The sequence below is a fragment of the Bacillus sp. JJ1474 genome (assembly GCF_036965225.1).
Taxonomy (GTDB): domain Bacteria; phylum Bacillota; class Bacilli; order Bacillales; family Cytobacillaceae; genus Cytobacillus.
Genome location: NZ_JBALPC010000110.1, coordinates 1 through 8,604 on the forward strand (window position 1 = coordinate 1; position 8,604 = coordinate 8,604).

Consider the following 8,604-nt stretch of genomic DNA (forward strand, 5'->3'; position numbering starts at 1 on the left):
TCCGAAACGCGTGCTATGAACATTTATGGTAAGTGTTTTTCGCATAAGTTTATCAAATTCTGTTCCGTAAGCCTTTTATTGCCTCATCCTGATATATAGATTTTCATAATTTCTCATAATAAGAATACTTACCATGCCCCAGCTGATTAAAGTTTTGCGTGAGCAGCCTTCTCATGGTTATCTTAGACTCGATAACCTTAAACCATTCCAGCATGTCATTTGTAGTAATTTTTCGATCTGGAAAAAGAAATGCAAATTCCTCTACGTTGCGAAGTACTGCTGCAGGTAGTCCTTCCTTATGTCCACATTCTTTACAGACCACTCTGTTCATTTTCACCTCAACATTAAATGAACGGCAGCAAACACAGGTTACTCCTTTTTTCAGCTGGTCATAACTATAATCAAGTAAACGCATATATGGTGATTTCTCAATATGGAGAGATGTTAATCGTTTTGCGAGACTTAAGTGACTTTCTTTGTACTTTTTAGTGTTTTTGCTTAATTGTGTTATTAAGCGATTAAGCTGTGTAGGAAAAATAATAGGAAGGTCCATTGGTGCGTGGTATAAATAAAAGTCGGGGTAAATGAAAACAAGATTTGTTTCGATGGGGACATTGAGTCCAAGTTCCTGAAGCAACCTCCGGAGAAGGGATTCACACCGACTTAACTGGTCCAATGGATTCCTTATTTCCACTTTCGGGAAGGTATACCACCTGCCATCCTTTAGAAAATAATCACCCTCGTAATTTTTAACTTCAAAAACAAATATTTTTTCAGAAGATATTAGCAATGTATCTATTTGAAAAACGGTATGATTATATTCGAGCATTAATCCATTTATTATTAGCCAATTAATAGCAAGGGGATTAATTAAAGCGTCAAACATTAGCTCTCCCTGATACCCCTTCTCAAGGCTCAAATAATAATTCTGATCCTTCTCCGATAAATTCGTTCGAACATTTAAATATCGAAAAAGCTTTAATTCTTCAGGCTCAGTGCGAGATTTAATAATCATTTTCCACATCCCATATTTAATTTTCTTTGTATTAGCGCTACATCAATGGATAAATAATCATGAGTAAAAAAATTAATCTAACTAGAAGTTTAATAGAGATGAAAAAAGCGGGAATAAACGGAGAGGTATCTTGTCACCATTTTAATTCTAATTATTAAATTGTCAAGACTTACCATGATCACAATTTCCCAAAAAACATGAGCAGACAAATTGCCTGCTCACGCTATTTGGATCGCATTTTGATTTCATATTCTTCAAGTGTTGATATTCGTTCTAGCATAGTCGGATGACCATAACGGAATACTTTCACTAAAAGCGGAGGATTCACCTGACTTTTTCCAGCACGGGTTAATTCCTGAAAGGTTGAAATTGCCTCATCTGTGTCTTTTGTCAACTCAATTGCATATTGATCCGCACGTGACTCTTGATAGCGGGATACAAAATTTGAAAGCGGGCTTGAAATAAACAGCAGCATGGAAAGAATCATTAAGAAAAGCGGCAAGGAGCGAATATCATTGACTGCTGGAATCTTCAACGCTTCCCCCCACCTGCTAATCGCATACTCCATCAATCTTGCTGCTAAATATAATCCGATTAAAGATAAAAGTAGATACCCGGCTATTCCGAAATAAATATGCTTTTCAACATAATGCCCCATTTCATGTGCCATAATAAATAGAATTTGGCCTTCAGTTAACCGATCCAAAGTCGTATCCCAAAGAACAATTCTTGAGTTTGTCCCAATTCCATTCACATACGCGTTAAGTGCATTCGTTTTTTCAGACATATTGACTTCGAATACATGCTCGGCAGGTATTTGAGCTTGATCGGCTAGTTCTAGAATTTTCGCTTCCAGCTCTTTATTTTTCAATGGATAAAAGTCATTATAAAGCGGATCAATAACAACAGGCTGCAAAACCATCATAAATAATGTAAATGGTATCGAAAGCAGCCATGCATAGAGCCACCATCTTTTTCGGCTTTTATTAATCAGCCAATAGAGAACCGAAACAATAATAATCATCGTCCCATAATTGATCCAGAAGTCAATAAGCTCATCCTTCATCCAGCCGCTAAAGGATTGCGTGGAAATATTATAGCTTTTAGAAAAAGAATAACTAATATAACTTAGTGGCATTGTCGCGATAAAAGCAAAAAAGGAAAGCCAAATTAAATAAATGGCATTTTGAAAAAACTTAATTTTTGCTGTCTGCTCTGCCCACTTTTTAAATGTCTTTGAAAAACCAAGCAGCAAAATAAAAAGATAAAAAAGCCACTCAAATGGTGTAGACAAGAAAAATAATAAATTCCTTATCTTAGAATACTCCTCACTAAGCATAAGCTCTCTTCCATTTAGAAAGGTAGCTGGATCTGCCCTCGTCCCCTGATACTCGAAGGTCAAGCTTGTATCGGCAAAATAAAATAAATACCAATAAAAGAAAAGTCCATATAGGCAATAGGATATAACCCCATATAGCCCAATTTTTCTTGCCATCTCTCTCCCCCCTCTTGTACAACCCTTCAATGTAAGTTTAGTATAAAAATCAATATTTAGAACAAATTCTTAATACTTGCTATAGGCTTAAGCCTTTGTATAGCTTGTACATTTTCCATAAGAAAAAATCGAAAAAACCGATTCTATTTTGAACCGGCTTCCGATCACATAATAAAAGAATAGATTGATAAAACAACAATCGAACTTAAAACAACAAAAATAACATTTGCCCCAAGATACGCGACAAAAAAGGCAGCTGCTGCTCCTAATATCCCGAACCATACATCTTCATTAATAAAGAAAACTCCCGGAAAAACAAGTGCCCCTAGAGTAGCAGCAGGAACATTTTTAAGAACACCCTGCAGAAACACTGGCAATTCCTTCCCTTTAAAGAGTAAAAACGGAAGCATTCTAGGGATATAAGTAACAACCCCCATACCCATAATCATCCAAACAATATGACTACTCATTCCCTTTCCCCCTCTGCTTTTTCTTTACTCCTTCTATTAGCTCAATGATAACTGCTGATAAAAGTGTTGCAGCAACAATTGCCCAACCAGTTGAAAGTGCGTTGGTTATGGAGAAAATCGTATTAAAGCAGGCTGCTAAGGCTGCTAGGAACACTACTTTCACACTTTTTTTCATAGAAGGTACTAATAATCCAATAAACATCGCATAAAGAGCAATCGTCATGCTTTCCTGCAGTGTCTGGGGAAGGCTAGCCCCGAGTAAAAACCCAAACCCAGTGCCGGCAGCCCAACTCAAATAACCGATTAAATTAAGCCCAAACATATATCCTGTAGTGACTGTTCCTTCCTTCATAGCCGCTACAGAAAAGGACTCATCCGTAATCCCAAACGAGTAAATTGCTTTGTTGACAAAATAATCTTCTTCACATTTTTCATTTAATGCTGATGACATTAAGAAATGTCGAATATTCACAATGAATGTTGTTAGAATGATTTCAAATACTCCTGTACCTAGCGTCAACAGGCTAAGGGATATATATTGGGAAGCACCTGCAAATACGACTAAACTCATTAAAAGCGTTTCACCAAATGTTAGTCCAGTTGTTTTTGCCAGCAGTCCAAAGGTTAATGCAACTGGGATGTATCCAATTGCAATGCTAATTCCTGATTGAAATCCTTTCCTTAACTCTGACTGTGTTTTGTTTAATGCAAGTTCAGCCATTAGCTGCACCACCTTTTTTTTGAAAAAATCTGAAAGACATATGCTTAAAAATACACTATAATAGACATAATATATACTATAGCATCCAATAATTATAATATATTATACATACGAACGTTATAGTACACAATAGATTTGGAGGACAAAATGGAAAATATTCAAAAAAATATAGGAGAAAATCTAAGAAGTATTCGTAAAAAAAGAGGACTAAGCCTTGATGTCACTTCAGAATTAACAGGGGTAAGCAAGGCTATGCTTGGTCAAATCGAACGTGGAGAATCTAATCCAACCGTTACAACATTGTGGAAAATTGCCAGCGGACTCCAAGTCTCCTTCTCCTCTCTAATTAAAGACGAACCCTCAGATTTATTATTTGTAGACTATAAATCCATTTCCCCCATCGTAGAGAGCAATGGAGAATATCGAGTGTACCCCATTTTTCCATTTGATCCTAGAAAAAAATTCGAAATCTTTATTGTAGAAATGGATCCAGGCTGCCAGCATCTTTCAGAGAAGCATAATGATGGTGTAGAAGAATATATCACTGTTCTAAAAGGTGAACTTGAAATTCAAATTGGTGAGCATTGCAGACAAGTATCCCCTGGAAATTCAATTAGATTCCTAGCCAATAAAAATCATACCTATAAAAATATTGGTACAGATTTAGTCGAATACCAAGCTGTCATGTATTATTTATAAAGTGAAACTTCAATCAGTGGGGGGATTCCTTCAGCCCCCACTGATTGTTAGTTGCGGCCCACAGGATGTGGGTCACACAGACGTTGCCACAGGACGTGGCGTTCTTAGTCTGTGTTCCTACAATCGGGCCTTTACGGGCTGTTGCCCCCACTTAGAATTTCTTTGTTTTACGCAACTTCTTGAAGTGGGGGACTTACAGCCCGTTAATCTGCGATAACTAATTTTTAAAGGCATATCACTTGAGGTGATATGCCCTTTTCAATTTATCCAATTTATCTATTAGATTAGTACAGCGCGATCACTGCTCATTTTCTCCCCACGTATCCGCTGGAATTCTTCCAATAGCTTATCAACCGTTAATTTCTGCTTTTGCTCTTCGGTTGTTTCAAAAATAATTTGTCCTTTATCCATCATAATAAGCCTGTTTCCTAGATCTAAAGCCTGCTGCATATTATGAGTAACCATCAAAGTTGTCAGTTTATACTTTTCGACAATTTCCTTTGTCAGATTGGTGATAAGCTCTGCACGTGAAGGATCAAGGGCTGCAGTATGTTCATCCAGCAACAGGATTTTCGGTTCGGTGAAAGTCGCCATTAACAGTGACAATGCCTGCCTCTCCCCTCCTGACAATAGACCAACCTTTGCCTGAAGACGATTCTCTAAACCAAGATGTAGTGTCTCAAGCTTTTCCTTAAAAAATTCCCGGCGTGCTTTTGTAACTCCTCTTTTCAAACTACGGGTGTCCGTTCTTGAATACGCAATGGCAAGATTTTCTTCAATCGTCATTGCTGGGGCAGTCCCCGCCATCGGGTCTTGAAATACACGGCCGATGAGCTTCGACCGTTTGAACTCCTTCACAGCTGTAACGTCTTTGCCATCGATGATTACCTGGCCCACATCTGGAATTAATTTACCCGAGATAAGATTCATTAATGTTGATTTTCCCGCCCCATTGCTGCCGATTACAGTCATAAAATCACCGGGTTTTAAATGCAGGTTCATATGCTGTAAAGCAATTTTCTCATCAGGTGTACCTTCATTAAAAACTTTATGAATTTGATTTAATTGCAGCAAGTTGCTCACCACTCTCATTCGCTTTTTGTAAAACTTGAGTCTTTTTCCGTTTTTTGCGCTGCTTTTCACGTTGCATATCGATGATCTTCGGCAGAATAAGAGCACAAATAACGATAAAGGCAGTTATCAGCTTCATATCACCTGTTTCGAGAAATTCAACCCTTAGTGCTAATGTGACAATGATTCTGTATAAAATAGCGCCTCCAATTACAGCAAGGGTTGCTCTAACAATCGTTTTTGCCCCAAAAATCGCTTCCCCTATAATAACGGATGCAAGCCCAATGACAATCATCCCGATTCCCATTCCAACATCACTAAACCCGTTGTACTGGGCAACAAGCGCACCGGATAAAGCGACAAGCGCATTAGAAATTCCAAGTCCAACAATTTTTAATAAATCTGTGTCCGCTGAAAAACTGCGGATCATTGTTTCATTATTTCCTGTTGCACGGATCGCTAAGCCAAAATCTGTTTTTAGGAATAAATCTATCAATACCTTTACAACAAAAGCCAATATGATCATAAGGAAGAGAATTCCCCATGTTTTTGGAACGAAGCCTGTGGCAGAAAAGATTGCCTGAATTCCATTATCCAGCCCAAGCCCTTGCCAGAATGCTGTTAATTTTGTGATCACTGTTTCTTCTGATAAAAGCGGGACATTTGACTTGCCCATTATTCTCAAGTTTATTGAGTACAATGCAATCATCATAAGAATCCCTGATAGCAGAGGATTAATTTTTCCCTTCGTATGAAGTAATCCAGTGATACAGCCGGCTGCAAATCCGCAAATTAGAGCTATAAGCGTTGCCAAGAATGGATTCGTCCCTCCAACTATTAGGACTGCAGCCACCGCGGCACCCGTCACGAAGCTCCCATCCACTGTTAGATCAGGAAAATCTAGTATCCTGAATGATAAATAGACTCCTAATGCCATTAATGCATAGATTGCACCGGCTTCTATTGAACCAAAGATGGCTGTCGACATATAAATCTTCCTTTCTTACTGCTGAAAAGCCTAGTTTTTATAATTAACGAATATTATTCGCCTTCGTAGAACTCACCAATTTTTTCCCACTCTTGCTTGATTTCAACACCTTGTTCTTCAGCTGCTTTTTTATTAATAACAAGCTTTAAGCTGCTTGGCAGTTCAACTGGAAGCTCAGATGCCTTTTTATTGCCTTTTAAAATTTCCACAGCCATTTTACCAGTTTGGTAGCCTAGATCAAAATAATTAAAACCACTCGCTGCAACGGCACCACGCTTCATAGAGTCAAGCTCACCTACAAACAATGGAACTTTCTTTTCGTTTGCTACAGAAATAACTGATTCTAAAGCAGAAACAACTGTATTATCAGTTGGAACATAAATTGCGTCTACTCGTCCAATTAATGATTCAGCAGCCTGCTTTACTTCAGCAGAAGTTGAAACAGTCGCTTCCACCACTTTAGCACCTTTCTGCTCTGCAAGCTCTCTTACAGCATCTGCTTGCACTTCAGAATTTTGCTCACCTGAATTAAAAATAACACCGATATTTTTAGCGCCAATTTCTTCAGTAATGAAGTGAATCGTTTTGGCTGTTCCATCTGGATGGTTGTCGGTAGTACCAGTAATATTGTCACCTGGTTTATCCAGCGCTTCGACTAAGCCAGCCCCAACTGGGTCCGTAACAGAAGTGAAAAGAATTGGAATATCCTTTGTAGCATTTAAAGCACTCACTGTACTTGGTGTTGCATTCGCAAAGATTAAATCGACTTTATCACCAACAAAGTTGTTAGCAATCGTCAATGTATTGTTCATATCTGCTTGGGCATTTTGAATAAGGAATTCCACATTGTCCCCGTCTTTGAACCCTTCATCCTCTAATGCTTTCTTAAATCCTTCTGTTGCAGCATCAAGAGAAGGGTGCTCTGCAAATTGGGAAATTCCAATCTTATATGTTTTCTCTGCTTCATTATTCGAGCCGTTACCTTCATCAGCTGTTTTATCGCTTCCACATCCGCTTAGCAATGCAACACCTACTAAACTAGCAGCGGCCATTAATTTCATTTTCTTGAACATTATTTGTTCCCCCTTTGAATACTTTTGCGCTTTTTCGCTTTTGTGCTTTTTCGCTTTTATTCACTAAATTATAATGCCAAAAAGAGTGATAATTCAAGTCTTTTTTACTATTTCAAAAAATTATTTAAATTTAGAATATAAGATTGTCAATATCTAGGAAAAGTAAAAACACAGCACTGGGGCTGTGTCCTTATCTGCCTTTGAAATTTGGCTTTCTTTTTTCTGCAAAAGCTGTAAGTGCTTCGACTCGATCCTCTGTTGGAATAATGACCTCGTATGCTTTCCTTTCAATTTGCAATCCGGTCTGTAAATCTCCATTCATCCCCTGTTTTATTGCAAATTTAGCCTGTTGAAGAGCAAGAGGACCATTGGATAGCATTTGATTTGCTACTTCAAAACACGCATTTAGAAGATTATCTCTATCGACCACTCTATTCAATAAGCCATATTCCAATGCTTCCTCTGAGCTCAAACGTTTGGCCGTCAAAATTAATTCCATCGCTTTTGCCTGGCCAATTAGCCTTGGTAATCTTTGAGTACCACCAGCACCTGGAATAATCGCTAAACTAGTTTCAGTCAGTCCCATAGTTGTTCCTGAAACGGCAATCCTAAAATCACATGATAGCGCAAGTTCCATTCCCCCGCCAAAGGCAAATCCATTTATGGCTGCAATGGTTGGCTGGGGCAGCTGGTCAATTAGCGAAAAGACTTCACCGATTTTATAAATATTTCGGCGAACTTCCACATCAGACAATGTCTTTCGCTCTTTTAAATCAGCCCCTACACTAAAAGCCTTCTCACCTGAACCAGTAAATATAACAACCCTGACATCTGAATTTATCCGTATGGACTCAACGGCCTCTTGCAGCTCCAATAACGTATCATAATTAAAAGCATTCAATGCCTCTGAACGATTTATCGTTACAACTGCGATATGCTCCTTCAACTCAACAATAATCGAATTCATATGACTCCCCCTCGTATAAACTGACTACTTGTTCAATTCGATAAATACCGTAAAAACCCTTTCGTTACAAAAAATTTAGACAGACAATTAATGTCTGCCTAATAT

The 8,604-nt window shown here is 38.2% G+C and carries 9 protein-coding genes; 1 reads left to right on the forward strand and 8 read right to left on the reverse strand.

Annotated elements, in window-relative coordinates; genetic code table 11:
• Nucleotides 1–103: 103 nt before the first annotated feature.
• The 4 genes from V7164_RS14790 to V7164_RS14805 form a co-directional block, all read right to left on the reverse strand.
• A complete protein-coding gene (locus tag V7164_RS14790; RefSeq protein ID WP_335344459.1) occupies nt 104–1,015 on the reverse strand; it encodes a nuclease-related domain-containing protein in 912 nt (303 codons plus the stop codon).
• A gap of 223 nt (nt 1,016–1,238) precedes the next feature.
• Entirely contained in the window at nt 1,239–2,510 is a 1,272-nt protein-coding gene (locus tag V7164_RS14795; protein ID WP_335354466.1) for a M48 family metallopeptidase, read from the reverse strand.
• A gap of 164 nt (nt 2,511–2,674) precedes the next feature.
• Nucleotides 2,675–2,980, reverse strand: a complete 306-nt coding sequence (locus V7164_RS14800; RefSeq protein WP_335344461.1) for an AzlD domain-containing protein — start codon at nt 2,978–2,980, stop codon at nt 2,675–2,677.
• A complete protein-coding gene (locus V7164_RS14805; protein WP_335344462.1) occupies nt 2,973–3,701 on the reverse strand; it encodes an AzlC family ABC transporter permease in 729 nt (242 codons plus the stop codon). Before V7164_RS14805 ends, V7164_RS14800 begins: the two co-directional genes overlap by 8 nt.
• A 147-nt stretch (nt 3,702–3,848) precedes the next feature.
• Here V7164_RS14805 and V7164_RS14810 point away from each other — a divergent pair, with 147 nt between their 5' ends.
• Nucleotides 3,849–4,400: a helix-turn-helix domain-containing protein gene (locus tag V7164_RS14810; protein ID WP_335354467.1), complete on the forward strand. Its 552-nt coding sequence runs from the start codon at nt 3,849–3,851 to the stop codon at nt 4,398–4,400.
• A gap of 279 nt (nt 4,401–4,679) precedes the next feature.
• Here V7164_RS14810 and V7164_RS14815 read toward each other — a convergent pair whose 3' ends face one another.
• From V7164_RS14815 to V7164_RS14830, 4 genes are all read right to left on the reverse strand, one after another.
• The gene (locus tag V7164_RS14815) at nt 4,680–5,474 is read right to left on the reverse strand and encodes an ABC transporter ATP-binding protein (protein WP_335354468.1); all 795 of its coding nucleotides are present in this window, start codon (nt 5,472–5,474) and stop codon (nt 4,680–4,682) included.
• Nucleotides 5,449–6,459, reverse strand: coding sequence for an ABC transporter permease (locus V7164_RS14820; RefSeq protein ID WP_335344465.1), 1,011 nt, complete (start codon nt 6,457–6,459; stop codon nt 5,449–5,451). Before V7164_RS14820 ends, V7164_RS14815 begins: the two co-directional genes overlap by 26 nt.
• Nucleotides 6,460–6,512: 53 nt before the next feature.
• Nucleotides 6,513–7,532, reverse strand: coding sequence for an ABC transporter substrate-binding protein (locus tag V7164_RS14825; RefSeq protein ID WP_335354469.1), 1,020 nt, complete (start codon nt 7,530–7,532; stop codon nt 6,513–6,515).
• A gap of 190 nt (nt 7,533–7,722) precedes the next feature.
• The gene (locus tag V7164_RS14830) at nt 7,723–8,499 is read right to left on the reverse strand and encodes an enoyl-CoA hydratase-related protein (protein ID WP_335354470.1); all 777 of its coding nucleotides are present in this window, start codon (nt 8,497–8,499) and stop codon (nt 7,723–7,725) included.
• Nucleotides 8,500–8,604 lie beyond the last annotated feature (105 nt).